Origin of the sequence: Altericista sp. CCNU0014 (genome assembly GCF_044923475.1) — a bacterium.
Classification (GTDB): domain Bacteria; phylum Cyanobacteriota; class Cyanobacteriia; order Thermosynechococcales; family Thermosynechococcaceae; genus JAAURS01.
Genome location: NZ_CP137338.1, coordinates 2043279 through 2068588 on the forward strand (window position 1 = coordinate 2043279; position 25310 = coordinate 2068588).

Annotated in this window: 23 protein-coding genes; 18 read left to right on the forward strand and 5 right to left on the reverse strand. The window is 50.6% G+C overall.

What is annotated here, in order from left to right:
• Positions 1-20 precede the first annotated feature (20 nt).
• The 10 genes from R6H26_RS10015 to R6H26_RS10060 all read left to right on the forward strand — a co-directional run bounded on the left by R6H26_RS10015 (position 21) and on the right by R6H26_RS10060 (position 13142).
• On the forward strand, positions 21-1214 hold the full coding sequence (locus tag R6H26_RS10015) for a glycosyltransferase (RefSeq protein ID WP_404790312.1): 1194 nt from the start codon (positions 21-23) through the stop codon (positions 1212-1214).
• 148 nt (positions 1215-1362) lie between these two features.
• A complete protein-coding gene (locus R6H26_RS10020) occupies positions 1363-2205 on the forward strand; it encodes an FkbM family methyltransferase (RefSeq protein ID WP_404790313.1) in 843 nt (280 codons plus the stop codon).
• A gap of 65 nt (positions 2206-2270) precedes the next feature.
• The gene (locus R6H26_RS10025; RefSeq protein ID WP_404790314.1) at positions 2271-2567 is read left to right on the forward strand and encodes an acyl carrier protein; all 297 of its coding nucleotides are present in this window, start codon (positions 2271-2273) and stop codon (positions 2565-2567) included.
• Positions 2568-2606: 39 nt separating this feature from the next.
• Positions 2607-6542 carry a type I polyketide synthase gene (locus R6H26_RS10030; RefSeq protein ID WP_404790315.1) on the forward strand — a complete coding sequence of 1312 codons (3936 nt, stop codon included), beginning with the start codon at positions 2607-2609 and terminating at the stop codon, positions 6540-6542.
• Between the two features lie 11 nt (positions 6543-6553).
• On the forward strand, positions 6554-7675 hold the full coding sequence (locus tag R6H26_RS10035) for a type III polyketide synthase (protein ID WP_404790316.1): 1122 nt from the start codon (positions 6554-6556) through the stop codon (positions 7673-7675).
• 52 nt (positions 7676-7727) lie between these two features.
• Positions 7728-8276 (forward strand): isoprenylcysteine carboxyl methyltransferase family protein, encoded by a 549-nt coding sequence (locus R6H26_RS10040; RefSeq protein ID WP_404790317.1) that lies wholly within the window; start codon positions 7728-7730, stop codon positions 8274-8276.
• A gap of 60 nt (positions 8277-8336) precedes the next feature.
• On the forward strand, positions 8337-9332 hold the full coding sequence (locus R6H26_RS10045; protein ID WP_404790318.1) for an NAD-dependent epimerase/dehydratase family protein: 996 nt from the start codon (positions 8337-8339) through the stop codon (positions 9330-9332).
• A gap of 44 nt (positions 9333-9376) precedes the next feature.
• Positions 9377-11209, forward strand: coding sequence for a response regulator (locus tag R6H26_RS10050; protein WP_404790319.1), 1833 nt, complete (start codon positions 9377-9379; stop codon positions 11207-11209).
• Between the two features lie 3 nt (positions 11210-11212).
• The gene (devC, locus tag R6H26_RS10055) at positions 11213-12397 is read left to right on the forward strand and encodes an ABC transporter permease DevC (RefSeq protein WP_404790320.1); all 1185 of its coding nucleotides are present in this window, start codon (positions 11213-11215) and stop codon (positions 12395-12397) included.
• A gap of 25 nt (positions 12398-12422) precedes the next feature.
• The gene (locus tag R6H26_RS10060; protein ID WP_404790321.1) at positions 12423-13142 is read left to right on the forward strand and encodes a DevA family ABC transporter ATP-binding protein; all 720 of its coding nucleotides are present in this window, start codon (positions 12423-12425) and stop codon (positions 13140-13142) included.
• A gap of 53 nt (positions 13143-13195) precedes the next feature.
• On the opposite strand, the gene R6H26_RS10065 is transcribed toward R6H26_RS10060, so the two are convergent.
• Both R6H26_RS10065 and R6H26_RS10070 read right to left on the reverse strand, forming a co-directional pair.
• Positions 13196-13372, reverse strand: coding sequence for a hypothetical protein (locus R6H26_RS10065; protein ID WP_404790322.1), 177 nt, complete (start codon positions 13370-13372; stop codon positions 13196-13198).
• Between the two features lie 128 nt (positions 13373-13500).
• Positions 13501-14352, reverse strand: coding sequence for a hypothetical protein (locus R6H26_RS10070; RefSeq protein ID WP_404790323.1), 852 nt, complete (start codon positions 14350-14352; stop codon positions 13501-13503).
• A 158-nt stretch (positions 14353-14510) separates the two neighbouring features.
• Between R6H26_RS10070 and R6H26_RS10075 the strand changes: the two genes are divergently transcribed.
• Positions 14511-15140 (forward strand): RNA polymerase sigma factor, encoded by a 630-nt coding sequence (locus R6H26_RS10075; RefSeq protein WP_404790324.1) that lies wholly within the window; start codon positions 14511-14513, stop codon positions 15138-15140.
• A gap of 267 nt (positions 15141-15407) precedes the next feature.
• Here R6H26_RS10075 and R6H26_RS10080 read toward each other — a convergent pair whose 3' ends face one another.
• The gene (locus R6H26_RS10080) at positions 15408-15650 is read right to left on the reverse strand and encodes a hypothetical protein (protein WP_404790325.1); all 243 of its coding nucleotides are present in this window, start codon (positions 15648-15650) and stop codon (positions 15408-15410) included.
• Positions 15651-15745: 95 nt separating this feature from the next.
• On the opposite strand from R6H26_RS10080, the gene yqeK reads away from it, so the two are divergent.
• Positions 15746-16366, forward strand: coding sequence for a bis(5'-nucleosyl)-tetraphosphatase (symmetrical) YqeK (gene yqeK, locus R6H26_RS10085; RefSeq protein WP_404790326.1), 621 nt, complete (start codon positions 15746-15748; stop codon positions 16364-16366).
• Between the two features lie 25 nt (positions 16367-16391).
• Here the strand turns inward: yqeK and larE are convergent, their stop codons facing one another.
• Positions 16392-17210: an ATP-dependent sacrificial sulfur transferase LarE gene (gene larE, locus R6H26_RS10090; protein ID WP_404790327.1), complete on the reverse strand. Its 819-nt coding sequence runs from the start codon at positions 17208-17210 to the stop codon at positions 16392-16394.
• 127 nt (positions 17211-17337) lie between these two features.
• On the opposite strand from larE, the gene rpsO reads away from it, so the two are divergent.
• The 6 genes from rpsO (at position 17338) to R6H26_RS10120 (ending at position 23773) form a co-directional block, all read left to right on the forward strand.
• Positions 17338-17607, forward strand: coding sequence for a 30S ribosomal protein S15 (gene rpsO, locus R6H26_RS10095; RefSeq protein WP_404790328.1), 270 nt, complete (start codon positions 17338-17340; stop codon positions 17605-17607).
• 13 nt (positions 17608-17620) lie between these two features.
• On the forward strand, positions 17621-18112 hold the full coding sequence (locus R6H26_RS10100) for a photosystem II biosynthesis protein (RefSeq protein WP_404790329.1): 492 nt from the start codon (positions 17621-17623) through the stop codon (positions 18110-18112).
• A gap of 58 nt (positions 18113-18170) precedes the next feature.
• On the forward strand, positions 18171-19763 hold the full coding sequence (locus R6H26_RS10105; protein WP_404790330.1) for a DEAD/DEAH box helicase: 1593 nt from the start codon (positions 18171-18173) through the stop codon (positions 19761-19763).
• Between the two features lie 234 nt (positions 19764-19997).
• Complete coding sequence (locus R6H26_RS10110) at positions 19998-21149, forward strand: transposase (protein WP_404783408.1); 1152 nt, start codon at positions 19998-20000, stop codon at positions 21147-21149.
• 282 nt (positions 21150-21431) lie between these two features.
• The gene (locus R6H26_RS10115) at positions 21432-23498 is read left to right on the forward strand and encodes an ATP-binding cassette domain-containing protein (RefSeq protein ID WP_404790331.1); all 2067 of its coding nucleotides are present in this window, start codon (positions 21432-21434) and stop codon (positions 23496-23498) included.
• 128 nt (positions 23499-23626) lie between these two features.
• The gene (locus tag R6H26_RS10120) at positions 23627-23773 is read left to right on the forward strand and encodes a CsbD family protein (protein WP_404790332.1); all 147 of its coding nucleotides are present in this window, start codon (positions 23627-23629) and stop codon (positions 23771-23773) included.
• A gap of 186 nt (positions 23774-23959) precedes the next feature.
• Here R6H26_RS10120 and R6H26_RS10125 read toward each other — a convergent pair whose 3' ends face one another.
• Entirely contained in the window at positions 23960-25285 is a 1326-nt protein-coding gene (locus R6H26_RS10125; protein WP_404790333.1) for a PhoH family protein, read from the reverse strand.
• Positions 25286-25310: the final 25 nt, after the last annotated feature.

The following is a 25310-nucleotide window of genomic DNA, read 5'->3' on the forward strand; positions in this document are numbered from 1 at the left end:
CAAAACAAATGAGCAAACAAATGAGCAAACAAATTCACTTTGTAACCTTTGATGCTGGAGGCGGACATCGTACGGTCGTTGAAGCCTTAACGGTTGAGATCTCTCGACAATATCCTTCCTGGACGGTACGCACCCTTAACATCTCTAAGACTATATTTGACCCGATCGACCCGTTTTATCGATTGACAGGCCGACAAGGGGAAGGATTTTTCTACAACAACTTAATCATTGCAAAGGGGTGGACTTGGATCTACCCCCTCACCATGTTTCTGGCCCGACTCAGGATTTGGGGCCTGTATCCAATTGCGCGCAAGCGCCTCCAGCAATACTGGCTAGATCGACAGCCCGATATCGTGGTGTCTACGATTCCGCTTTACAACAAGCTCCTGTGGGATAGCTTGAAGTCGGTCAACCCCAACACTCCCTTTGTAACCCTGCTGTCAGACCTTGCCGATACTCCGCCCCATCATTACATCGAGCCGAGCATCGACCAATTTGCGATGTGTCCTACGGCAGAGGCCGTGCGGCAAGCAGAGGATATCGGAGTCGCACCCGAAAAGATTTTTCGAACGTCGGGAATGTCCCTTCTACCCAAGTTTTACGACAGCACTCTTCTCGATATTCCAGCGGAACGGCAACGCTTGGGACTCGACCCGGATCGCTTGACGGGCTTAGTCTTCTTTGGCAGTCAAGGATCTGATGTCATGCTGGCGATCGCCCGCAGCCTAGAGCGCTTGCATCGAGACGTGCAGCTTATTTTTCTATGCGGACACCATCAAAAAGTGGTTGCTTCTCTCCGTCATGCTTCAACGCAGCTCGTTCGGCACGTAGAAGGGTTCACGAAAGATGTTCCCTATTTCATGAAACTTTCTGACTTCTTTATCGGCAAGCCAGGCGCCAATAGCGTGAGCGAAGCGGTTGCAATGCACTTGCCAGTCATTGTGGAATGCAATCGACACGCGGTAGCCCACGAACTGGCAAATGCGGACTGGATTCGACAGTATCAATTGGGAATTGCGATCGAGAGTTTCCGAAATATAGATAAAGCAGTTGAGGGCATGCTCGATCCAACTCTATTTAAAAAGCTCCAGTCAAATACGGTTGCGATGGAAAATCGAGCTGTAATTGAAATTCCCGAGATGCTGCAGCAAATTCTAGAATGTCAAAATTTGGATTCGGCGCACTATCAGGCACGAGAAGAATGTTTGATGTAACAAAGTTTTTTTGTTTTCGCCTAAAGGTCGATCGCGATTGCAGAAGAGGAAAGCACCAATTATTTACAGTGTTAATAAGCTAGGAAAAATTATGTCATGCTTCAATCTGAAAATCTCGCCAAACATCATTCATGAATAGGTTAAAGCTATGGGCAATTCAGTTTTATCCAAGAAAAGCTTAAATGAGTTGAAAATACATTTCCCTCAAAAAGGTGGATTCCAGTTTTTTGACGAAACCGAGTTTCTCTATGAAGAAGTTCAGCAGTACTTCAAAAATGGCATTTGCGTTCGCGAGGGAGATACTGTTTTTGACGTGGGAGCAAACATTGGTTTGTTTTCAATTTACCTCTACCAAATGTGCGATCGAGATGTTGATATATATGCTTTCGAGCCTATTCCAAATATTTTCGACGCTCTTTCACTCAACATCTCACAACTTGAAACGCAAAAAATTAAAATATTTCCCTTTGGCCTTTCCAACGCATCAAAAATTGTAAATTTCGCGTATCATCCAAACGCACCCGCACTTTCTACCATGTATCCCTTTGACTCGAAAGAATATCGAACAGACATCAGAAATAACGTCATCGAGAATCTCGAACACGCACCTCGTCATATCCGACGTTTGCTTTCTTTAGTTCCACCCTGGCTTCGTCCGTTTTTCATCGATCGAGATTTGAATCAGATTTTTCAAGTCGAGAGCGTCAGTTGTCAGCTCAAGAAAATGTCAGATATTATTAGAGAGTACGATATTCAAAAAATTAATTTATTAAAGGTAGATGTTGAAAAAAGTGAAGCAGATGTGCTATTAGGGATAGACGATCGAGACTGGCCCAAGATCGATCGAGTTGTTGTCGAGGTCCATGATGAAAATGACCGACTCAAGAAAATTCAAGCCCTATTAACCGATCGAGGATTCAGAAGAATTTTCGTTCGACAAGATCCGTTTCTGAAAGCGGCTGAGACCTTCAATCTATACGCAATTCGATAATTCGATAAGTATTTTAATTTCTCCGAGAGTATTCATTTTACTTTTTCGCTGTAGGAGCATTATCTATGAGCCATCCGACTCCAGATTTAAAAACTCAATCTACTCAAACTGCCGAATCGATTCAAGACTGGCTGATCGAACAATTTGCCACGCGCCTCGATCTAGATCTCGATGACATCGACATCGAAGCTTCTTTTGAGAGTTTTGGTTTAGAATCTGCCGATGCGCTCGTCCTCCTTAACAAATTAGAGCAATGGCTCGGATTTCCAGTCCCGCCAGTTCTCGTTTGGAATTATCCAACCATCGCACAGCTCTCTCAGCGTTTGGCAGAGGGACCAGACAACCCGGACAACAATGAATGAGGGGAAATAGACAAACGATCGAATTAAAAAGAGGTTGGGATGGAAAAAGTTGCAGTAATTGGAATGGGATGTCGCTTCCCCGGCGCTCGGAACTTGGATGAGTTCTGGCGGCTGTTGTTGGAAGAAACCGATGCGGTAACAGAAGTGCCCCCCGACCGCTGGGATATTGACGCGTTCTACGATCCCCAACCGGGCAAACCTGGAAAGATGAGTACGCGCTGGGGCGGTTTTTTGGAGCAGGTCGATTCTTTTGACCCTCAATTTTTTGGAATCGCACCCCGCGAAGCCGTTTATATGGACCCGCAGCAGCGATTGCTGATGGAAGTTGCCTGGGAATCTCTAGAGCAGGCCGGACAAGTTCCAGAGCAGTTGGCACGCACCCAAACTGGCGTTTTTATTGGAATCTCCAGTAACGATTACCAGCAGGTTTTGCAGGGGAACGGACGGGTTGCCGACATCAATGCCTACCTGGGAACTGGAAACGCCTTTAGTATTGCGGCAAATCGACTGTCTTATTTCTTTGACTTCCGCGGTCCCAGCTTGGCGATCGATACGGCCTGTTCTTCTTCTCTCGTGGCCGTTCACCTTGCTTGTCAAAGCCTGCGGAGCGGAGAATCGGATTTGGCCTTGGCGGGCGGGGTCAATCTCTTGTTGCGCCCTGAAGTGACCGTGATTTTCTCCCAAGCGCAAATGATGGCCCCTGACGGGCGGTGCAAAACCTTCGATGCGCGGGCCAATGGATACGTGCGCGGAGAAGGGTGCGGTACGGTCGTGCTCAAACGATTGCAGGACGCACTGCGGGATGGCGATCGCATCCTCGCAACCATCCGAGGCTCGGCCATCAACCAGGATGGGCATAGCAATGGAATTACAGCGCCCAACGGTCCCGCGCAGGAAGCCGTGCTGCGCCGCGCCCTAGCCAATGCCGAGGCAACTCCTGCCGAAATTGGCTACGTCGAGCTGCACGGGACGGGAACGTCTCTCGGAGACCCGATCGAAGCCGAAGCCTTAGGGAACGTGTTGGCCCAAGGGCGCAGTCCGGGCGATCGCTGTGCCGTCGGCTCCGTGAAGACCAACATCGGGCATTTGGAAGCGGCTGCGGGAATTGCAGGACTCATTAAAGTTGTTTTAGCGCTCCAGCACCGCCAAATTCCAGCCAGTCTCCATTTTCAGCAGCCCAATCCTTACATCCCCCTCGCCAAACTGCCGCTTCAAGTCCAGACCACACTAGAACCTTGGCCTGGAGAGGGTGCGCCAGCCCTTGCCGGGGTGAGTTCTTTTGGGTTTGGCGGAACCAACGCCCACGTCATATTGGAAGCCGCACCGGAAGCCGCGTCTCTTGCTTCCCAAAGTCGGCAGCCTGATGCCTCCGCTTACTTGCTGCCGCTCTCTGCCAAAAGTCCCGAAGCCCTGAAGTCTTTGGCTCAGGCGTATCGAACCTTCCTTGACAGATCTGCCTCAGAGTCAATTCCTGCCCTGCAGGATCTCTGCTACACCGCCAGTTTGCGGCGCAGCCACCACGACCATCGGCTTTCGATTGCCTTCCGCGATCGCTCAGAACTTGTCGAGAAACTTCAGGCTTTTGACCGGGGAGAGCTGCCTGTCGGTCTAGCTGCGGGTCAGCGCAAACGCAGCCGTCCGCCCAAGCTGGCCTTCGTGTTTCCGGGGCAAGGACCGCAGTGGTGGGCGATGGGACGCGAACTATGGCACCAGGAACCCGCGTTTCGAGCCGTTTTGGAACAGTGCGATCGCCTCTTAAAGGCCCATACAGACTGGTCTTTAGTAGAAGAGCTTTTGGCAACTGAGGCGCGATCGCGCTTGGGAGAAACCGAAATCGCGCAGCCCGCCCTCTTTGCGCTTCAGGTTGCCCTTGTCGCCCTCTGGCAGTCTTGGGGCATTCAGCCCAGCGCGGTGGTGGGGCACAGCCTAGGCGAGGTGGCAGCGGCCTACACGGCGGGGGCTTTAAGCCTAGAAGCTGCCATCCAGGTGGTTTACCATCGCGGACGATTGATGCAACAGGGGACAGGGCACGGCAAAATGGCGGCGGTGGAGCTATCGCCCGCAGAAGCTGAGGCGCGGTTGGCTGCCTATGGCGGACAGTTGGCGATCGCCGCCATCAACAGCCCCACCTCCGTCGTCCTTTCCGGGGAACTTGCAGCCCTCGATGCGATATTGCTCTCGCTCCAACAGGAGAATATCTTCGCCAAGCTCCTTCCCGTCAACTACGCTTTCCACAGCCCCCAAATGGAGCCCTTTCAGGATGAACTGGTGCGGTTTTTGCAAAGGCTTCAACCTCAAGCTCCCGCAATTCCAATGCTTTCGACAGTGACGGGTCAGGCCGTTCGGGGCGAAACGTTAGATGCAATCCACTGGAGTCGCAATATCCGCGAACCCGTACAGTTTGCCCCAGCGATCGCCCAACTCATCGCCCAAAAACATATCCTGTTCCTCGAAATTAGCCCGCATCCGGTGCTCTCGGCCTACATTTCTCAAAATTTGCGCGATGCAGGGCAGGAGGGAGTCGTCCTACCGTCCCTGCGGCGGCAAACCGACGAACGGGCGACGATGTTGAGTTCCTTAGGCGCCCTTTATACCCGAGGCTACCCCGTCGATTGGAGCAAACTTTATCCCCAGGGAGGACGCTGCGTCGCGCTGCCAAACTATCCTTGGCAGCGATCGCGCTATTGGGTGGATGCGACGCCAGGGTCTCGCAGCGATCGCCCCTCAGAGACGGCGATTGCGCCCTCGAGCGGCCCAGAAAATGGGCGCGTCCGGCCTCAAGTCGAAACACCAGAACCTTTGCCAGAATCTTTACTAGAACCTTTGGAAGAAATATCCTGGGGACTTTCTCGCCAGGAACTTCTGGCAGTAGAATCGAGCGATCGTCCCCAGCGGATTAGGGCTTTTTATCAAGCCTTATTGGCCAAGGTCATGGGGGTGTCCGAAACTCAGGTCGAGACGCCGCTGTTTAGCTTGGGACTGGATTCCATCATGGGATTTGAGCTATACCGACAAACGGAATTGACCCTAGGCGTTGCAATTCCTTTGGAAGAATTTCCGGGCCTGAGCGCCTCGCGGTTTGTAAAACTGGTGTTGGAAGATCTCGAATCGCCGCAGTCCGCCAAGCCAGCGCTAGACCTGACCCTGGGCGATCGGCCCTCCCCCCGTACCGCTGCGCTCCGCAATCGAGCGGCAAACGCGAACGGTACAAACCCCTCCTCCGACTCGAACTGGCTCTTTTTCCCAAAACCGCAGCCCCAAGCTTCCCTTCGCCTGTTTTGCCTTCCCTACGCCGGGGCCGGAGCCTCCATCTTTCGGAGTTGGGCCGAGGCACTGCCGCCGGGCGTGGAAGTATGCGCCATCCAGCTCCCCGGTCGCGAAGATCGTCTTGGGGAAACGCCCTTGACCCGCATCGGTTCCCTCGTTCAGCGCTTAGTCCCCATTCTCCAACCCCATCTGGAGATTCCGTTCGCCATCTTCGGCCACAGTATGGGAGGACTGGTCGGGTTTGAGTTAGTCCGCGAGTTGCGCAGGCAGAACTGCGCTCTGCCAACCCACCTGTTCGCGTCCGGCATCCGCGCGCCGCAGCTTCCCGACCTCAACTTGCCCATTCATCGCCTCCCCGAACCCCAGTTCCTGGAAGCACTTCAGAAGCTTCAAGGTACCCCAGAAGCCATTTTGCAAAACGCCGAGCTGATGAAGCTGCTGTCCCCAACCATTCGGGCAGACTTAGCGATCGCCGAAAACTATATCTACGCTGCCGAAGAAAAGCTCCTTTGTCCCATTACGGCCTTCGGTGGCCAGCAAGATCCCCTCGCGCGCCCCGAAGATTTATCCGGCTGGAAAGACCAGACCCTGAGCGACTTTGCGCTGCATGTATTCCCGACCGATCACTTTTTCCTGCATCGCGATCGCGACAAATTGCTAGAGGCGATTGCCGCCACCTTAACTCAGCCTTTAAGCCTCAAATCCTAAAGGAGTCAATCATGGCCTATATTGCCGCCACCGCCACCGCCTTTCCCTCCACTTACTACCCCCAGGAAGTATTGGCTACCGTTCTGCGCAAATACTGCATGACCATGCTCCTCGATTTCGATCTCGACCAGATCGATCGGTTCTTTAACAACGTGCAGATTAAAGGACGTTATTTTGCACTCCCCCTAGATTCTTTCTACGATCCCCCCGGATACGGAACCACAGCTCCGCATTCCATCAGCGCCTCTGTCGATCTGTGCGAGACTGCCGTCACCACCTTGCTCGATCGCGCTCAAATCGACCCGCAAGACATCTCGCAAATCACTTCCACGAGCTTGACCATCGCCATCCCCTCCGTTGACGTGCGACTCATGAATCGACTGCCGTTCTCCACTGGGCTGAAACGCTCTCCGATGGGGGGTGTGGGCTGCTTGGGCGGAGCGTTGGGGCTAGCCCGGACGGCAGATTACCTCCAGGGACATCCCCAAGAGGCTGCCATCTTCATGGCTGTCGAACTGGCTTCCACCCTTTGGCAAGGGTCTCTACAAGGCGACCTGCATTACATGCTCAGTCGCCTCCCTGAGGAACCCAGCCTCTATAGCGATGTCATCTCTACCCTGGTGACTGCAGCCCTCTTTGGAGATGGAGCGGGTGCCGTCCTGATGGTAGGGCGCGAGCATCCCTTAGCCAAACCAGGTCTGCCGCAGATCCTAGACAGCCAATCTGCTTTAATTCCTAACTCAGAGCACCTTATGGGTATGGAAGTGGTCGATACCGGCATGCGCAATATCTTAAAACCGCAGGTCGGCGAATTTGTCAAAGTTGGGGTGCGGCAGGCCGTGGATGGCCTTCTTTCCAGACACGACCTCAGCCTGCAAGATATCGCCCATTGGATCGTCCACCCCGGCGGGCCGAAGGTCATCCAGGCCATTGAAGAAGAATTTGGCTTGGACGGACAAACCCTTCAGCTCAGCCGCGATACCCTAGAAAAAGTAGGGAATCTCTCTTCGCCAACGGTGCTGTACATGCTAGATGCCTTTCTAGCAAACGAGCAGCCATCGCCGGGAACCTACGGATTGCTGCTGGGCATGGGACCTGGTTTTGCCCAAGAAGCCATACTTTTGCAATGGTAAGGCGGTAAGCTGTCGATCGCTCGGTCGCAGCAAGATATCTAGGATATTGAGAATGGTTATGCTTTCTAAATTCATCTTTACCGGAATTGCGATCGCAGTTATCCTTCAGCGGCTGTTTGAGGTCCGCCTTAGCAAGCGCAATGCGAATTATTTGCTCGCCAATGGCGGAAAATTGCATCACGAAAATTCTCTCAAACTAGTCAAATTGCTGCAGGTGGCTTGGTTTATCGCCATGCTAGCGGAAGTTTGGGGACTGAATCGGCCCTTCATTCCCGCGTTATTTGCGATCGCTTTGGCTGCAACCCTTACAGGGCAATATCTGCGCTACCTTTCAATGCGGGCGCTAGGCGCGCGCTGGACTTTACCGCTGATTGCCATTCCCGGCGCACCTAGAATTAAAGCTGGAATTTACCGCTACCTCAGGCATCCAAACTGGTTGGGAGTGGCCCTAGAAATTTTGGCACTCCCCTTGATTCACAGCGCCTATCTCAGCGCGATAGTTTTTAGCATTGCAAATGCCGTACTGCTCGTCAAAAGGATTCGAGCTGAGGAAAGCGTTTTGAATAGCAGCACTAGCCGCGAAATGTTGCTGGCAAAATAAGTTCTGCTTTTTTTGACCCTGTTTTAACCTGTCAAGTCTTTCTAGAACCGAGGATAACTCATGGATCTCCGTCACAAAACCCTCCTAATTACTGGAATTGGCAACTTTATCGGTCGGCGAACTGCTGAGATGGCCCTAGAGCGAGGGATAAAGGTTCGAGGGTTGGAAAAGGATCCAGATGCAGCCCGGCAGCTCGAATCGAAAGGTATCGAAGTTGTCATCGGATCGGTGACGGAACCGACTGCGCTAGAACGCGCCTGCCAGGATGTTGACTTTGTATTTCACACGGAATCGGTTCAAGAGGCCAGTGGCGACATAAAACATTTTCGCGCGGTCAACGTGGACGGCACGATCGCTGCGGTCAAAGCTGCCAGACGGGCGAAGGTCCGAGCCTTCGTCCATCTTTCGAGCGTGATGGTTTACGGATTTAACTACCCCGATGGAGTGACGGAGACGGGTACTTTGCGCGGTGAAAACAACCCCTTTTGTCAGACTAAAATTGAAAGCGAGACGGAGGTTTTCAAGTACAACGATCCTTCAGAATTTGGGGCGATCGCAATTCGGGCAGGAGACATCTACGGTCCGGGAGCGGACGCTTGGGTGCTCCGTCCCCTAAAGCTGATGGAGCAAAAAGTTTTTGTTTTAATCGATGGCGGACGCGGTACGATCAACCATCTCTACATTGACAACTTAGCAGACGGCGTTTTTCTAACGCTGGAGAAAGAAGCTTACGGTGAAGTCTTCAACCTCACGGATGGCGCTCAAACCAGTTGGAAAGATTACTATTTACGCCTTGCCGAAATTGGCGGCATGCCCCAACCCAGCTCGATGCCTGGATTTCTGGTCAAGAAAGCAGCTCAGTTCAAAGGGAAAGAAGTTAATTTTTCCCCCGCAGCGATCGATTTTGTCACGCGCCAACATACCTATTCGATTGAAAAAGCACGACGAGTACTTCATTTCGTGCCCCAAGTCGGATTGGATGAGGGGATGGCCCGTACGGCGGCGTGGCTGAGAAGTTACGCGCCTTCCCCCGCCCTCTTGACTCGATCCGCTTAACTGACCTTTGGCTCTGTCATGGTGCAGAGAAGGATAGATAACCCATGTCTCCAGAATCGCAATCATCTTCCCCAGAATACGAGTTTTCCTTTGTCCGCAAAAGCAAAATCTTGATAATCGACGATAGCTTGCTTCTGCGCAAGTTATTGATCGACCAATTGCCGAGCGATCGCTTCGAAATCTACGAGGCAGAGGATGGTGCCACTGGGCTGGACATAGCGGAACAAGTCAACCCCGACTTGATCCTGCTAGATTACGTCATGCCGAGGATGGATGGCTATGAAGTCTATCAGGCTCTGCGCGATCGGCCTCGGTTTGCCCATACCCCGGTGATCGTCATTTCTGGTCGGCACGATGAAGTGGTGCGGCAGTTCGGCAATCCCTTCGGTCCCTGCGACTTCCTGCCGAAACAAGCCAGCCGCGACCAACTCTGCGATCGCATCAACGCTGTCCTGCCCATGTCTGTGACCGCAGCAGAAACCGAAACCGCCCAACCGTCGGTCAATGTTGCAGTTCAAGACATTACCGCCGTCATGGCCCATTTAGGCCAACTCGAACATCGCCTCAACGACAGCCAAGCCTTAATGCCCTTGCTGCCGCCCTTGCCCGCGACGCCGCGTCCAACCCTCCTCAGTCAATTGCCCCTCATTGCACTGACCTCTATCGTGACCGCCGCTGGAATGTTTGCCTTTTCCAATCTGGATAGCCTCCGTCCGGAATCGCGCCTCAGTCGCGCGTCGAAACTAGAAAGCGGCAGTGCCATGGCGGCGAAACCCGTCTATAAAAATGTTGCAGCTCTAGGCCGTCTGGAACCCCAGGGAGAAATTACCCGTTTGTCCGCGCCGAATTCTCTTGAAGGGAGTCGGGTGGAACAGCTTTCGATTAGAGAAGGTGAGTCCGTCAAGGCAGGACAAGTCGTTGCGATTTTGGATAGCCAAACGCCCCGCCTAGCCACCTTAAAGCAAGCGCAGTCTAACGTCGCGACCGCGAGGGCGCAACTGGCTAAGGTGCTGGCGGGAGCAAAATCCGGCGATGTTAACGCCCAAAAGGCCAACATTATTCGCTTAAATGCGGAGTTAAATGGCGGAGTTGCGGCCCAAGAAGCTGAAATTCGGCGGATCGAGGCCGATTTGCGCAACGCTCAAATCGAACGCGATCGCTACGAGAATCTCAACAGCAAAGGTGCGGTTTCCAAATCCGAGTTCGATAGCAAGCAGCTTCGCTTTGAAACCGTGCAAAATCAGCTCAGCCAAGCTCGAGCTTCTCTAGATCGACTGATCTCTACGGTTGCGGCCCAGAAAAAAGAAGCCCAAGCGACGCTAGATAGCATTGCAGAAGTACGTCCGGTCGACGTACAAGTTGCAAGGTCAGAAGTGGAAAGCGCCATGCGAGCTGTGGAAAAAGCCAAGGCCGATCTGGACTTAACCTACGTTCGCGCCCCTTTCGACGGAACGGTGCTGGAGGTGAACGTTCGTCCTGGAGAAATCATTGGAAATGCAGGCATTGCCACGTTAGGGAAAACCGATCGCATGTACGTCGTCGCAGAAGTGTACGAAACCGATATTGCTGCCGTTCGGCCCGGCTTGAATACCGTCGTGACCAGCAATGCATTTCCAGGCCAACTGGTCGGCACGGTTACGGAGATCGGTCAGCAAGTTAAAAAGCAAGGCATTTTCGACGTCAATCCGTTGGCCAATACCGATTTCAAGGTCGTAGAAGTTAAAATTCGGTTAGATCCGCAAAGCAGTCGTAAAGTGGCTAGCTTCAGCAATTTGCAAGTTCAAGTTGTCATCCGCACCAAGGCATCTCCGTCTACTGGAACTGCTTCGGTCGAATCGGACCGATGGTCGATCTATTCGCGATCGGAGCGCGGTTGAAATATGATCTTTGCAATTCCCGTTGCTTGGCTGCAACTCGTCCATCAGAGGGTAAGGTTTATCGGAACCCTGGCAGGCATTGCCTTTGTGGTCGTGCTGCTCTTCATGCAGATCGGATTGCGCGAAGCGCTCTTCGACAGTTCGGTCCAGGTCCATAACAGTTTGCGAGGCGATTTGTTTTTAATCAGCCCGCAGTATAAGTCGATCACCTCCCAACAAAGCTTTCTGAGAGAGCGGCTGTATCAGACCCTGGGCGATGAGGACGTGGCTTCGGTCAGCCCTTTATACGTGCAGTTCGGCAAGTTAAAAAACTTTCAGACCGGTCAGAAATCTCCTATTTTTGTCTTTGGTCTCGATCCGGGCGAACAAGCTTTTAAACTGCCGGGGGTAATCGAAAATATCGACCAACTGAAACTGGCCGATCGCGCGCTCTTCGATTCCGGCTCTCGGATTGAATTCGGACCCATTGCCGATACCTTTAGGAAAGAAGGTAAAGTTCCTATTGAAATTTCGCCCTATAACGAAATCAATAAAGCCAGGAAACTAGAGGTGCGCGGATTATTTAAGATCGGTACCTCCTTTGGCGTGGATGGCAATTTAATGGTCAACGCATCAACCTTTCACAGCCTCTTCACCGAACGAGATGCCAGAAAAATCGACATTGGACTGGTCAACCTAAAGCCGGGAGCCAATCTCGAAAAGGTAAAATCAGACTTGATGAATCACTTTTTTGATAAAAATAACGACGTTCGCGTTTTAACGCTCGATGAATTCATCACGATGGAAAAAGCCTATTGGGATCTCAGAACCCCAGCGGGGTTTGCCTTCAAGGTAATGGTGACGATGGGATTTATTATTGGTACTGGCATTGTCTATCAGATTCTTTATACCAATATATCAACCCACCTGATTGAGTTTGCTACTTTAAAAGCAATCGGTCATGCCAGTAAATATTTCTTTAAAATTGTATTTCAGCAAGCTTTGATTTTAGCCGTTCTAGGCTACGTTCCGGGAATTATTATTTCCGTCATCGTTTACGATTTAACCCAGAATGCAACCAAGCTGCCAATCGCGATGAATGCGAGCGTAATCGTGCTGGTTCTAGTTTCTGTGGTTTTAATGTGTTTGCTGTCCGGCTCGATCGCAATTAATAAGCTACGCTCTGTCGATCCAGCCGATATTTTTTAGATTCGAGCGATACGAGGAGAGTCTTATGTTCCGCGAATCTACCGTTAGTATTAAGTCACTAAATCATTTTTTAGGGCAAAATCAATTGCGCCGTCAAGTTTTATTTGATATTAGCCTACAGATTGAATCTCAGGAAATCGTGATTTTAACCGGACCTTCCGGCGCGGGGAAAACAACTTTGCTGACGCTCATTGGGGGATTGCGTTCCGTTCAAAACGGCAGTCTTAGATTGCTGGGCAAAGAGTTGAGGGGCGCTTCAAACCAGCAGTTGGTTAAAATCCGTCGAGAGATCGGGTACATTTTTCAATCCCATAACTTGCTAGGCTTTCTGACGGCCCGCCAAAACGTACAAATGGCCCTCGAAGCCAGCGAAAATATCTCCGATGCAAATGCAAAATCCAGGTCCGAGGCAATTTTACGAGCGGTGGGTCTGGGGCAGCACTTGAACCACCATCCTGGCGAACTCTCCGGCGGTCAAAAACAGCGCGTGGCGATCGCCCGTGCCTTGGTCTGCCGTCCCAGGCTGATCTTGGCCGACGAACCTACTGCATCCTTGGACAGTCAAACGGGGCGAGATATCATCGAAATTATGAGCCGACTTTCCAAAGAACACGGCTGTTCGATCCTGATGGTGACCCACGACAACCGGATTTTAGATATTGCCGATCGCCTCCTTCGCATTGAAGACGGTCGCCTAGCCGTGGGTGTCAAACAACCGCGAGCGCAACCGATTGGGGCGAGATAGCAGTTGAATCAATCTGGGGCGATCGCAGTCGCGGATCGCGTTAAGCGCTGCCCTTACGGTACGACGATTTGCTGTGCTAGAAGCGTGGCGAGTGTCAACCCGTGGGTGAGGATGCCCAGAATCACGAGTCGATCTAACTGACGACAGCCCTCTATCACCTGGGAGGCCAAGCGCGTAATCGTGCACAGTAGCTCTCGATCGCTCGATATTTCAACAAAGGTGGCAGTCATGCGTTTTGCAGCTAAGCGAAAAAGTAATTTCGATCGTACCTTGGCTGGAAATGCTGCCACTTCTTGATTTTAATCTTTTACCTAATCGCTTTAAAGGATACAAAATAATACGTTGAATTATATTCCAATTAAATTGAAGGAGTAACTACAGCTAATTTTTCATCCTCCTGGTAAGTCGGATATGTATAGTATCTAAAATGAAGCGTTATTAAATCTTCTGAAGCTAAATTGCTTAGCTGATATGTCTCGCCAGAGTTTATGGATAACCAAGTATTTTCTTTGAACTGATTTTCTTCTCTCTTTAAATATTTTAGCTGTTTGCCTTCACGTCCTTTATGGTGAATATAGGGTTCGTTTACTTTATCAAAAATAGTATATGTGAGAGTCCCCTGGTAAACATAAATTACACTTAAATCGCTCGCATTGAAATGTGCTTGCGTGCGCTGATTAGTCTTCCAAGATATAACCGTGATAGAGCAATTTGAAGTTTGACAAACGAGTTGGCAAGTATAATCGCGATCTTGAAAATGAACGTATTTATTGATGAAATAATTATTTAGCTCGAGTTTTTCTGCTAAGCTCTTGAATTTCTCTAAAGTCATGTATTGGGAATCAATACATCTCATTTCAGTGATGAAATCTAGTAATGATATTCGTTCTTGTTGTCGTATTGCAAAAACAATAGGATCGACACTGTCATCAATTTTGCTTATCCAGCGATCGAGAACTTCATCATATTCGGCTAGCTCGTAAATTTCATTGACCCGTTCGAGATCGATTTCAGTAAGTTGCGATTTATAAGTTAATTCACAATACTCTATAACTAATCTATATAATTCAGGCTGCTCTTGAAGCTCTAAGGGAAGAACCTTTTGTAGTGTCTCGTTCAAGTGCAACTTATTTGAAACTAAACTGAGAAGTTTAGTGCTTTGAACATTTTTTTTGTCAGGGTTCTCTGCGCTATTTTTAAGAGTCATCATCACTTACTAATGGATGTTCCAACTAAGTAAGATATGGAAAAGATGAAAACGTGACCCGAACACCGTTAATTTTACAAAACTACATACTCGATCGGACGATCTGTCACATCGCTTACAAAACTGAATCCATATATATGGATGCTTGCGGAATAATCGGTATGCCAAGACAAGAAAGGAATCAAGAGCAAGATTGGCAAGAATTAATACAGAAGGAGTTAGATGGTCACGGCAAGCTGATCGAGCGTCTCTTGATTCAGATGAGTCTCTGCGGGCGATATGAGAGAGGAGATATTTTAAGTCAGCTATTTATAAGTTTTCATAGTAGAGTAAAGAATGGAGGAATTAAAATTGAATATGAAAACGAAGAAACTATCGTTTTTTCTTCTCGAAATCGAGAAGGGGACTGGAAACGTATTCTATTTATAAAAGCTTATTTGCGTACGATGGCAAGAAATTACTTGTATGAGTTATTTAATCGAGAAAGAATGGCTGAAGTGCCTTTGCCAACTGAAATATTGGAGTATCTTGAAACGGAAAATCATTTAAATGATTCAAACAGTTCTGAAGATGACTCGCAACTGAGCCGTCTCAAATACAATCTAGACCTCCTAGGCTATGAAGATCAAAGAATTTTAGAGTTATTCTTTTTTGAAAACTTAAGCTATAGCGAAATAGCTCAATGTCTCAAGTCATCAGGATTTCCACCTGATGGAACTCGTGCTTACAATGAAAACAATTTAAGAAAAAAGAAACAACGCGCTCTTGAGAAGTTGCGTAAGTTATATTGAGCTAAAGATATTTTGATTGGATGTAAAATTGAATATGTTTTAATTGGCCGATTGTAGTTTCTCTACTTCACAGAAAGACTATTTGGTTTGTCAAGCTCTTAAGAAAATCCTCATGCTCTTCATTGAATTTTCTTGAAATATAAAGCTTTGGTCGCTCCTTGCATGTAATTTCACTGTTTCTATATTTTACTTCAGTTAGTAGAAGAATTGATAAGTATCAAAGCAAGTTTAGAAAAATCTTTGATAGGATTTAAAGTTTTAGGAAAATTATTCTTCTTTTTCCGGAGGCGTTATTTCAGCCGAAATCCTAGTTCCATCACGATCCTTGAATTGAAAACTACCTTTATAGTTTGATGATATGAGTTTATTTACAACCCAGCTTAAAGCAAAAATGATACAAACAATTAAGATCAAAGTTTCGTGACTTTTAACAGTATATCCGTCAAGACTTGTATTGACAAACTGTTGTGGCCTATCTTGACGAGATTCAATAAAATTTAGGCTATTCATTGTAATTCTGTCCGCGTATCATAACTGCTTATAATCTTTATGAGAGATTGTTCTGCAGTTTGTGACTGACCCATTCACCTGCCTTCCCTGCACGCATGCCCAAACCTGAGGCTAAGATATTAAAAGCAAAAAGTAATTTGCCCGTCGATCGCGAGGCTGTCTTGGCTTGGCTCCAAGATAAGGTCCCAAAATCGCGCATTCAGCATATTCTGCGGGTCGAAACCTATGCGATCGAGCTAGCCCTCCAGCACGATCTAGATGCAGTGCAAGCTGCCCAGGCGGGGCTGCTCCACGATCTGGCAAAATATTTCAAGCCGAAGCGACTATTGGCCATGGCGCAGGCTGAGGGATTGCCCATCGATCCGATTCTCGCTGCCGATCCGCGCTTGCTCCATGCGGATGTGAGCGCGATTGTCGCGCGCGACGAATTTCAAGTCCGAGACCCCAACATTCTCGACGCCGTGCGAAATCATACCCTGGGGCATCCACACATGCACTCCCTGAGCTGCATTGTCTTTTTGGCGGACAGCCTCGAACCGGGCCGGGGCGATCGCGACGATCTCAACCAACTGCGCAAGGTTGCTGCTTCTAACTTCCACAAGGGCGTTTGGCTCGTCTGCGATCGCACCTTGAACCATCTGGTGCAAAATCGCAAGCCCATCCATCCGCGTATGGTCATGACCCGCAACTGGGCGATGGAAGTGGCTAAAGCCTGAGGAAGCCTAGATCCCACTGCCCCACTCAAACAGAAAGGCTGGCCGATAAAACGCGATTGAGCTTACCGCTACTGAACCCTTCTAAATCTAAGGTCACATACGTAAACCCATAGCTCTGAAATGCTTCGACCAATTGCGGTAAGTCTGCGGTCTGGACGAAGCCTTGAATGACGTCTGCCGGCAGCTCGATTTTAGCCGTAACGCCTTCAGAGCGAACCCTGAGCGTCGTCAATCCCAAGTTCCGCAGATAGCGCTCTGCTTGTCCGACCCGCCGCAGCTTCTCGACGGTAATTTCTTCGCTGTAGGGAAAGCGCGAGCTAAGGCAGGGCTGAGCGGGCTTATCCCAGCAGGCCAGACCTAAAAATTTCGACAGCTCCCGGACCTCCAACTTTGAGAGTCCCACCTCCGCCAAGGGCGATCGCGTCCCTCGCTCCTTCGCCGCCTGAATTCCCGGTCGATAGTCGCGGAGATCGTCGGCATTCACGCCATCTACCGTGTAAGCGTAGCCCCAGGTTTGAGCGAGGGGTTTTAAGGTATCGTACAGTTCGCTTTTACAAAAATAGCAGCGGTTGACGGGGTTCTGGGTGTAGTTGGGGTTCTCCATTTCGCGAGTTTCCACCAGCCGATGGGCGATGCCAATCTCAGCGGCTTGGATTTTGGCATCTTCTAAATCCTCCGGCAATAGCGAAGGGGACACTGCCGTGACGGCCAAGGCGCGATCGCCCAAGACATCTCGAGCAATTTTTGCCATCAGAGTGCTGTCGATGCCACCAGAGTAGGCAATCAACGCCCGATCCATTTCCCGAAACAATGCTTGGAGCTGAGCGAGCTTGTCCTGAACCACAGAATCAACCGCCTATACCTGGCCGCATTCTAGCACTGCGTCCAAAGCTCCAGCATTGAAAAATGGAGCCTTAGACTGTCTGACCTGATGTGCTAATATTAGGGTTTGCCACAATTATTCAAGACCTATGGCCCTTCTGCAAGAGAAGAAACAAGAAATCATCAACGCATTCCAAGTACATACCACCGACACCGGATCTTCCGATGTCCAAGTGGCCATGCTTACCGAACGGATTTCGCGCTTGAGCAACCACCTCAAGACCAATAAGAAAGACCACTCCTCCCGTCGAGGTCTTCTAAAAATGATCGGACAGCGCAAGAGCTTGCTGGCCTACATTCAGAAGCACGACAACGATCGCTACCGACAGTTAATTACCCGTCTTGGCATTCGCGGATAGATTGCCGTTACCGATGGCTGCTAAATCAACACCTTCAAAGTCTCCAAAGGACGAGCGCAGTGGCTTCGGAGCGTTACCCTACGAACCGAAGGGTAAACCCAAAGCACCTGTAGCACAGAAAAGTTCGCCTAAGCCCGCCAGCTCGCCGAAAAATTCGCGATCGCCTCGCAATAAGACTGCCCAGGGCATTCCCGAAGCGGTCAGCAAGCGAATGGCCAAGCGAATGGCTATTTTCTGCGGCATCCCGACTCTTTTGGGCTTATCTACCTTTCCCCTCAGCTACTTCGCGTTCTTCCAGAACGGGATCGAACTCCCAAACGTCGCCGTTTTACTTGCAAGCCTCGGATGTCTGGGGCTAGGGGTACTTGGGTTGAGTTACGGTGTTCTCTCTGCTTCTTGGGACGAAGCGCTGCCGGGGTCGAGGATTGGATGGCATGAGTTTACGCTCAACTGCGGTCGTCTTGTGGAAAACTTCAAGGCCAGCCGCGATCGCCAGAACTCCTAGATCGGCTTTTTAATCATTATTTTCCTGAGGGCGGCAGAATTTCTGTCGCCCTCAATTTTTGACGCCCATCACCGCAGCGCCCATCACTGCCAGCAACACTCCACTTCTCCCCTTCTCGCGCCTCCAGATCGGCGACAATAAAGGGCATCCACCCCACAGATCTCCCATGGTTCGCAATCCAAAACTCTCCTACGATCGCGGGACGCTCATTTTGCATCCGCCCCCACGGGGAAAAGACTGGTTAGACTATGCCACTTGGGACGATCGCATTGAGAAGTTTCGCGTTCCAGCCATCCAATACCGCGCGTTGATCGGTGTCCTCCATCGCGCCCAGACGCCCATTGACGATAAGGCCCGTGCCTATCTGGATTTAGCCTTGGTGCCTCGCATCGACATGACGCCCTACCTGCACCAGCAGGAAGCGCTGACTGAATGGCAACGGTCCGGCAAACGAGGCGTGGTGGTTCTGCCGACGGCAGCGGGTAAAACCTACCTGGCTCAGCTTGCCATGCAGTCCATCCAGCGCAGTACGTTGATTATGGTGCCGACGCTGGATTTAATGCACCAGTGGTACGCCCATTTCCTCGCAGCGTTCCCGGATGCTGATGTGGGCTTGCTGGGGGGTGGTTCCCGCGATCGCACTGCAATCTTGATCTCCACCTACGACAGCGCCGCAATTCATGCCGAAAGCCTGGGTAATCTCTACGGCCTGCTGATTTTTGATGAGTGCCACCATCTCCCCAGCGGCTTCAACCGCGTCATTGCCGAGTACGCGATCGCCCCCTACCGCCTTGGCCTCACGGCTACCCCGGAACGCAGCGACGGGAAACACGCCGACCTAGCGTACCTGATCGGTCCCGAAGTCTATCGCAAATCTTCCGAGGAGCTGTCGGGCATTGCCTTGGCAAAGCACGAGGCGACTCAAATCCGAGTGAAGCTGACGGAGGAGGAGCGCGATCGCTACGATTCCCTGATTAAAACCCGCAATGCTTTTTTGCAGGAACGCGGCATTTTTCTGGGTAGCCTGGACGGATGGCAGAAGTTTGTGCGAGAAAGCGCTCGGTCTAAAGCGGGACGTCGGGCCATGTTGGCCCATCGAGAAGCCAGGGCGATCGCCTTTGGCACGGAAGGAAAATTGCGGGTTTTAGCGGACCTACTCGGACAGCACCATCCAGAGCGGACCCTTATCTTTACAGACGATAACGCCACGGTTTATCGGATTTCCCAGGACTTTTTGATTCCGGCCATTACCCATCAAACGCCGGTCAAGGAGCGTCACGAGATTTTAGATAAGTTTAAGTCGGGCGAGTACCCCAGCATCGTGGCTTCGCGAGTTTTGAATGAAGGTGTGGACGTGCCGGAAGCGCGGATTGCGATCGTACTGTCCGGGACGGGTTCGACGCGGGAATACGTGCAGCGCCTGGGGCGGGTTTTACGGCGGGGTAGCGATGCGAGCAAGTTGGCATTGCTGTACGAGGTAATTGCAGAGGAAACGACGGAAGAAGGAACGGTGCGGCGGCGACAGCCTAAGTCACCGCAGCCGCAGCAACGCAAGCTGGAGTTGGTTCCTTCGCCCTACGCAGAAGATCGGCAACTGTTGCCGCGTGCAGCAGAACCATTACCCGATTGGGATACTCAACCGGAGTCATAAACGTCTGTTTTCGCAATTATTAAAGACCTGACATTCGTTTCAGGATATTTGATAGACCTTAAAGGTAGCAGCGTCCATCGAATCATTCAGCGTCATCACCGCCAGCACCTTTGAAACCTTGATGGTGCAGAAAAGTTATGAAGACCTTACCAGCAGGCAATATTCAAATCTGTCAAAGGTGACAGAGAGGGGCATTCAATGTGATGCTTAAGTTCCCAAACTCAGAGCAATCCTATGTCAACCCCTCAACTCTATCGTCAACTGCAAACTCAACTGAGTCAATGGGTCACACCCAAAGATAAACGTCACCTCACTGTGTTTGCTGAAAACATCGCTGCAATCCTCCAAGCCCAAAGTGGCAGCTTAAGCCATTGGCTGACTTATTTGAGTCATCGTCGTTGTAAAGCCCGCTCTCACATGGAACGACTGAGCTACTTCGTTCATAATCCCAAGATCACCTCAGAAACATTCTATGTTCCATTACTGCTTCAATTTCTTCAAGCGTGGGCGGGCATGGCGACGACATTGACCCTGGATACAAGCATGCTGTGGGATGAGTATTGCCTGATAGAGGTCTGTCTGACCTGGGGAGGGCGCTCTTTCCCTTTGGCTCAAAAGGTGCTCAAGCATGGCAGTGCTACGGTCGCTTTTGCGGACTATTGCTCAGTGCTGGATGTGGCTGAGACGGTCTTACCCGCTGATTGTCAAATCACACTATTGGCTGACCGAGGCTTTGAGCATGGTGAGTTAATTCGTTGGCTACGGAGCCATCAATGGTCTTGGGCAATTCGCGCTAAATCCGATTTGAGGGTCACGTTGTCTAATGCTCAAACCGAGTCGGTTGCTGACCTGCTGCCAGAGCCTGAACAAGCTTTTCTATTTTCTGATGTCACGATTCTTGAAGATATCCACTGTCATTTGGCGACCGCTCGATTATCCATCGCCCAGGAGGCTTGGGCTGTGATTACAGATAAATCGCCTTCTGTGCAAACCTTCGCGCTATATGGTCAACGTTTTGGTGGCATTGAACCCCATTTCAAGGATTACAAGTCTGCCGCCTTTGAACTGCCTCGTTCTAAACTCAGAGATGCCCATGCTTTAAGCCGACTGCTGATGTTACTGGCGGCTGCGACCATTATTGCCATTTGCGTTGCCATTGAAACGATCGCTCAAGGCGCACTAAAGTCCATTGATTGGCATGCTCACAGGGGATTGAGTTTTCTGCAAATCGGGCTAAGACGGATTAATCAGTTGTGCTATCAAAGATTACCGCTGCCACCCTTGAGATATTTGCCACGATGTAATCCACCACCTGCTTATGCCTCTCTCAAGAAGCGAGATGCGATGAACACTCGCATTGAGTTTGCCAAGGTGACTGTCTTCTAAAGCTTTCAGCTCCTTTGAGTTTTCTGCACCACTAAGCCTTTGAAACAGTGACTGCGCCAATGACGCTCGCCTTGCTCACCCGATAGAAGGGGTTGAAGTCATAGGCTCTCCCAGGTACGGCACTTCAGCTTATCGAGCCGATGTTGCAGCTTGAAAAGGGTTGTCCAAAAGTGTCCCGATTGATGCTCTATCCCATTTTTATCAAAGTTGATAACTTAGGGGGTATACATCCCATTTCTGAGTAAGATACTGTCCTCAAATTTGGCGAAGGTATTAACCATTATGAAAAATAATGAACCCCAGTTGCCACAACGGGAGGTCGAACCTCTTCGCCTGGATGCCCTGTATCTTTCTCGAAAGGTAGGTAGGCGCCATGTCCTAATAGATCGAGTTTCGCTTTCAATTCAGGACCGAGATTTTGTCGCAATTGTAGGGGTGAGTGGTGCAGGGAAAACCACGCTCCTAAACGCGCTGAGCGGTTTCCGACCTGCAAATCGCGGCAATGTTTTGATCGACGGCACGGATCTTTATCAAAATTATAATGATTACCGTACCGAGATGGGCCATGTACCCCAGGACGATATCATCCACCAAGAGTTAACGGTCTACCAGGAATTTAGCTTTTCTGCACGACTGAGGTTGCACCATTTAGCTAGGAAGGTTCGCCAGGATCTGATTCAGGCGGTTTTGTTCGAACTAGACCTGACCCATCGTCAACATGCGTTAGTGCGAACTCTCAGCGGCGGTGAGCGCAAGCGGGTTTCGATCGGCGTGGAACTGCTCACAAAGCCCAGACTCTTTTTTCTGGATGAGGCCACCTCTGGCCTAGACCCTGAGACTGAAAAGCAAATGATGCTGTTGCTGCGACGGTTGGCCGATCAGGGACGCATCGTGATTCTAAGTACCCATACCACTAAAAATGTGATGCTGTGCGACAAGGTAGTGGTGTTAGCAAAAGGTGGAAAACTCGCCTATTACGGTTCGCCTCAGGAATCCCTTACCTATTTTGGAGTGCAGGACTTCGATGACATTTATTTCAAGATTGACAAAGAGCGATCGCCGTTGGAATGGCAGCAATACTATTTGGCATCGGACGCCTATCGTCAGTTCGTGGTTGAGCGCCAGCAGTCGCTCATAAAGCAGCCAGAGAGACGACAACCGCTTTGGGTTCCCAGACGTGCCAAGGGTAGTTCGGCGTGGCGACAGTTTTTGGTACTATCCCACCGCAATTTGATGATTTTGCTTCAAGATCGAGTCAGTCTGGCGCTCATGCTGTTGGTCTCTCCGCTGTTGGGGCTGATGGACTTTCTGATGGTGCGACGCAATGTTTTTGACACCACCCTGGGAGATTCTAGCCAGTCCCTCATCCTCATGTTTTTGTCCGTTCTGATTGCAGTGATCGTGGGCAGTCTGAGCACCATGCGCGAAATTGTCAAAGAAAGCGAAATCTATCGCCGGGAGCGCATGATTGGCCTGAAGGTGGTTCCTTATCTTTTTTCTAAGGTTTGGCTCTGTGTGGTACTGGCACTTTACCAGTCTGCCGTCTTTTGGACGACTAAAATCTTTTTCGTTGACCTGCCCAATGGCGATCCAGGAACGCGACTGGCGATGTACTTCACGCTATTTTTAGCGACGCTAGGCGGTATGGTGATGGGTCTGTTGGTGTCGGCGCTTTCCCCCAGTCAAAATGTAGCGCCCTTGCTGACGATTCTGTTCTTGGTGCCGCAGATTAACTTTGCTGGAGCCATTTTTCCGCTGAATGGATTGGGAACACCGGGTTTATGGATCAGTGAAACAACGCTCACCCGCTGGAGCTACGAAACGATGGTCACGTTATCAGGGCTGGGTCAAGCTGTTGCGACAGACCCCTGCTGGCTGCAGCCGGAGACGGTTCGCCAAGGTTGGAGCGATGCTGAAAAGGCGAAGTGTCAGTGTCTCGGCCCCAATCTTTTTGAGCGCTGCCGCTTTCCGGGCATCAGGAAGGAGTACGACCCTGCGGTGCATCAACCCCAACCCCCTAAACCTAAGGCACTAGGTAATCCGCCGGAACTGCCCACCGATGGATTCAGCTCTGCCGTCGCTGGATTCCAGGACGATTTGAAAGCCTATCAAACCCAGATCGCGACCTACCGCAACGCGATGGAGCGATGGCAGGACACTTTTAGCCGTTGGAAGGAGAAGCGCGGCAAGGCGATCGCTTCTGGAGAGGCGATCGTTGAGCGCGTGCGTCGAACCCAAGGCAGAAGTTTCGCCGTTGACGTGCGCCGACACTGGCAAATTTTGGGCGGCATCCAACTGACGATGCTGGGACTTTTGGTTCTCGTTCAAAAACGCAAAGATGTTCTATGAATATACGTTTTGTATCGTATTTTACGAATTTACTCAAAAAATAACCCAAAAAATTGATTATGGACATGCGCAGAGTTGTTAACTTGACCCAAATAAGCTGGTCTCAAATTTAACAAGGTGAGAATGTTATGAGCTTACAAGATAGAGACAAAGCTACCGCCAAAAATATTGAAAGTAAAGTTCAAGAAGCAGTAGGCGATCTGACGGGCGCTCCCATGGCTCAGCCGGAGGGCAGAGAAAAGCAGGCAGAAGCAAAAGTTCATCACACTATCTAAAATGTGAAAGATGAAGTAAAACAAATATTGACTAGTGCAGTCTGGCGCAATAAATTAGCAGTGCTTAAGCAGCCCTTTGCGCCTCGAACCTCAGTAGTAATATCAATATGCTGCTGACATACGGTTGGCCAGTTAGCTGCATACAATGAGCGTTTTACCTCTATTCCACATCTCATCATGAGTTGTTTATAGAAGTGCGGCAGCGCGATCGGCGAGTTCGGAACGTTCGCCCTGGTAAAGCGTAATATGCCCTGCTAGAGGCTCTTGCTTAAATCGCTCCACCACATAGGTCAGTCCGTTGCTGGCAGCATCGACATAGGGGTTATCGATCTGATCGGGATCGCCCGTCAGGATAATTTTTGTCCCTTCCCCCGCACGGGTCAAAATAGTCTTAACTTCATGGGGCGTGAGGTTTTGCGCTTCATCCACAATCAAAAACTGCTTGGGAATCGTGCGGCCTCGGATATAGGTCAACGGCTCAATTTGCAATAGCCCCCGCTCCATTAATTCCTCGTGGCCCTGTCGCCAGTGGGCCGGTTGGCCGTTTCCTTCCTGGGTGCCAAAAATGAGGTCGAAGTTATCGTAGAGGGGCTGCATCCAGGGGGTGAGTTTTTCCTTAATATCCCCTGGCAAATAGCCCAGATCTTTTCCCATCGGTACGACGGGACGCGCGATCAGCAGGCGGCTGTAGATTCGCTCATCCGCAACCTTGTAGAGACCTGCGGCGATCGCCAATAACGTCTTGCCCGTCCCTGCCTTGCCCACCAACGTCACCAGCGAAATCGAGTCCTTGAGGAGCAAATCGAGGGCAAACTGTTGCTCCCGATTGCGCGCTTGAATCCGAGAGATACCATTGTGAGGCAGCTTGTGGAGGGGCACGATTTTGCCGCTCGAACCCTCTACCACCGCCAGGGCCGTATGGGCAGGATTCGCGTTATCGATGAGCGTCAGGGCCTGGTTGGGATAGAACGTCCCTTCGAGAGAAATCCCCCCGTGCTTGAAGAGCAAATTAATATCTTCAGTGCTGACGTATACCTCCGCCGTTCCCGTATATAAATCGCTGATATCTACCTTATCGGTTTCGTAGTCTTCGGCGGCAACGCCCAGCACGTCAGCCTTGATGCGCAGATTCGTATCCTTGCTGACTAAAACCACATCGCATTTCGCCTGACGCTTGACTTCGAGCGCCACGGCTAAAATTGCATTGTCGTTTTGATTGCCTTCTAACTCGACGGGCAGCTCTTTGAGGGTTTCTTGATGGCACAACGACACTCTGATAGTGCCGCCGCTACCGAGGGCAATCCCGTCAATTAAGTGGCCCTGCCGCCGCAGTTCGTCCAGCGATCGCGACACCTGCCTTGCATTTCGCCCCGTCATCTCCGTTAGCTTTTTGAAGCGATCCAGCTCTTCGATGATAGTGATGGGCAAAACGACATCGTTGTCTTCGAACCGAAATAGCGCCCCTGGGTCGTGGAGTAGAACGTTAGTGTCGAGGACAAAGACTTTTCGCATAGGGCAAAGAACGTTAGAGGTTGAG

Coding starts and splice junctions, on each gene's coding strand:
- R6H26_RS10015 (WP_404790312.1), top strand. CDS start 21: ATGAGCAAACAAATTCACTTTGTAACCTTTGATGCTGGAGGCGGACAT.
- R6H26_RS10020 (WP_404790313.1), top strand. CDS start 1,363: ATGGGCAATTCAGTTTTATCCAAGAAAAGCTTAAATGAGTTGAAAATA.
- R6H26_RS10025 (WP_404790314.1), top strand. CDS start 2,271: ATGAGCCATCCGACTCCAGATTTAAAAACTCAATCTACTCAAACTGCC.
- R6H26_RS10030 (WP_404790315.1), top strand. CDS start 2,607: ATGGAAAAAGTTGCAGTAATTGGAATGGGATGTCGCTTCCCCGGCGCT.
- R6H26_RS10035 (WP_404790316.1), top strand. CDS start 6,554: ATGGCCTATATTGCCGCCACCGCCACCGCCTTTCCCTCCACTTACTAC.
- R6H26_RS10040 (WP_404790317.1), top strand. CDS start 7,728: ATGGTTATGCTTTCTAAATTCATCTTTACCGGAATTGCGATCGCAGTT.
- R6H26_RS10045 (WP_404790318.1), top strand. CDS start 8,337: ATGGATCTCCGTCACAAAACCCTCCTAATTACTGGAATTGGCAACTTT.
- R6H26_RS10050 (WP_404790319.1), top strand. CDS start 9,377: ATGTCTCCAGAATCGCAATCATCTTCCCCAGAATACGAGTTTTCCTTT.
- devC (WP_404790320.1), top strand. CDS start 11,213: ATGATCTTTGCAATTCCCGTTGCTTGGCTGCAACTCGTCCATCAGAGG.
- R6H26_RS10060 (WP_404790321.1), top strand. CDS start 12,423: ATGTTCCGCGAATCTACCGTTAGTATTAAGTCACTAAATCATTTTTTA.
- R6H26_RS10065 (WP_404790322.1), bottom strand. CDS start 13,372: ATGACTGCCACCTTTGTTGAAATATCGAGCGATCGAGAGCTACTGTGC.
- R6H26_RS10070 (WP_404790323.1), bottom strand. CDS start 14,352: ATGATGACTCTTAAAAATAGCGCAGAGAACCCTGACAAAAAAAATGTT.
- R6H26_RS10075 (WP_404790324.1), top strand. CDS start 14,511: ATGCCAAGACAAGAAAGGAATCAAGAGCAAGATTGGCAAGAATTAATA.
- R6H26_RS10080 (WP_404790325.1), bottom strand. CDS start 15,650: ATGAATAGCCTAAATTTTATTGAATCTCGTCAAGATAGGCCACAACAG.
- yqeK (WP_404790326.1), top strand. CDS start 15,746: ATGCCCAAACCTGAGGCTAAGATATTAAAAGCAAAAAGTAATTTGCCC.
- rpsO (WP_404790328.1), top strand. CDS start 17,338: ATGGCCCTTCTGCAAGAGAAGAAACAAGAAATCATCAACGCATTCCAA.
- R6H26_RS10100 (WP_404790329.1), top strand. CDS start 17,621: ATGGCTGCTAAATCAACACCTTCAAAGTCTCCAAAGGACGAGCGCAGT.
- R6H26_RS10110 (WP_404783408.1), top strand. CDS start 19,998: ATGTCAACCCCTCAACTCTATCGTCAACTGCAAACTCAACTGAGTCAA.
- R6H26_RS10115 (WP_404790331.1), top strand. CDS start 21,432: ATGAAAAATAATGAACCCCAGTTGCCACAACGGGAGGTCGAACCTCTT.
- R6H26_RS10120 (WP_404790332.1), top strand. CDS start 23,627: ATGAGCTTACAAGATAGAGACAAAGCTACCGCCAAAAATATTGAAAGT.
- R6H26_RS10125 (WP_404790333.1), bottom strand. CDS start 25,285: ATGCGAAAAGTCTTTGTCCTCGACACTAACGTTCTACTCCACGACCCA.